At 33.1% G+C, this 2,068-nt stretch carries 1 protein-coding gene; it reads right to left on the minus strand.

Going from position 1 to position 2,068, the window contains the following annotated elements; translation table 11 throughout:
* Window positions 1-2,068, minus strand: a 2,068-nt coding sequence (locus tag U9R42_11745) for a PKD domain-containing protein (GenBank protein MEA3496696.1), incomplete at both ends; no start/stop codon positions are given.

The following is a 2,068-nucleotide window of genomic DNA, read 5'->3' on the forward strand; positions in this document are numbered from 1 at the left end:
AAGTTTGAGAACCTGTATTGATTGTTGAGTTATTTGTTAAAACAAAATGATTTTCATTAAAGCATTGCTGACTGTCATTGATACTAAATGTAGAATTAGGGCTTGGGAATACATAAGTTGTTTTGCTCAATGTATCAGCACAATTCAAATTGGAGTTAGCAATAAGAAATACCGTAAAAGTGTCATCAGTTGCATAAGTGTGAACAGGGCTTGTAGTATTGGAAGTTGAAGCATCACCAAAATTCCAGCTGTAAGTTTGAGTACCTGTATTTATTGTTGAATTGTTTGTGAAAACAAAAGAGTTACCATTAAAACATTGCTGACTGTCGCTAATGTCAAAAGCCGTAACGGGAGAGGGGAATACAATTAAAACTTTGGTTAAAGAATCTTTTGCTCCTGTTTCTGAAATTGCTAATAGTTTTACAGAGAAAGTATCATCCGAATTATAAATATGTGATGGATTTGTTAATGTTGATGTGTCGCCATCGCCAAAGAACCAGTAGAATGAAATGTTTCCCCAATTTATAGTTGTGTTATTTGTAAAAACAAAAGTATTTTCATTGTAGCATTGTGCACTGTCATTTATCGCAAATTCAACGGAAGGAGTTGGAAATACGTAAACGGTTTTTGAAATAGAATCAAGGCAAGCGTTAGCAGTAGAACTTATAACTAATTTTACTGTGAAAGTATCATCGGTGGAATAAACGTGAACAGGGTTTTGTAAAGTCGATGAATTTCCATCTCCAAAAGTCCAGTAGTAAGAAATCGCTCCCGAGCTAATTGTGGATGTACTTGTGAAAATAAAATTGTTATCTTGAAAACTTTGAGTAGAATCATTTATCGAAAAATCTGCATTAGGCATTGGATGAACGTAAACATTTTTGGAAATGGAATCATCACAACCAAGAGATGAATATCCTGCCAATTTTACTTGGAAAGTATCAGGAGATAGGTAAGAGTGTGTACTGTTAATTGAGGAGTCTGTATTTCCGTCTCCAAAACTCCAGACTTGATTGTAAGTGCCTGAGGAAATTGATGAGCTGTCGCTAAAAACGAAACTATTTCCAAACAAGCATTGAGAACTATCGTTGATAGCAAAATCAATTACGGGATTTGGATAAATAATTGAGGTTTTTAATGCAGAATCTTTACAGAAGAAATCCGAGATTACCATTAATTTTATAACAAAAGTATCAGGATATCCGTAAATGTGATTAACGTCAAAAGATGATGAAGTATCGCCATCATCAAAATACCATGTCTGTGAAAAAGTATCGGCAGTTATAGTTGTATTGTTTGTAAAAACAAAATTATTTGAATTTAAACATTGTGCACTGTCGTTGATTGTAAAAGCAGCATTTGGTTGTGGATGTACATGGATATAGGTGTTTTTAATAATTGAGTCACGGCAGTTAAATGCTGAAATAGCAGTTAATTGAACAGCAAAGGTATCTGCATAAAGAAAAGAATGAACTGGATTAGTTGTTGTGGAATAAGTTCCATCATCAAAATTCCATAAGGCTGACAAAGTACCTGAACTAATGGTTGATTGATTTTGAAATCCAAAAGCATTATTTTCAAAACATTGAGAGCTGTCCCAAATTGAAAAATCTGCAACAGGCATTGGTAAAACATAAACTGTTTTATAATTTGTATCAATGCAACCTAAAGCGGATGTTGCACTCAGCATGACATTAAATGTATCGTCCTGAGTTATGTATGAATGATTTACATTTACAGAGCTTGAATTTCCTCCATCATCAAAATCCCAATAATAATTGCTTAATGTTCCCCATTTTATTGATGATGTGTTTGTAAAAACAAAATTGTTGTATTCAAAACATTGAGTGCTGTCATTAATTGTAAAATCCGGTTCGGGAAGTGGAAATACGTAAGCTGATTTTGTTGCTGAATCTGAACAATTTAGGTTTGAAGTTAAAATTAGTTTAACCATAAAAGTATCATCCGAAGCAAAAACATGTGTTGGATTTACATTAGGTGAATTTGTTCCGTCATCAAAATTCCAAAGTGAATTAAAAGTACCTGAATTTATATTGCTTTGATCAGT

The sequence above is a fragment of the Bacteroidota bacterium genome, from assembly GCA_034723125.1.
In the GTDB taxonomy this organism is placed as follows: domain Bacteria; phylum Bacteroidota; class Bacteroidia; order CAILMK01; family JAAYUY01; genus JAYEOP01.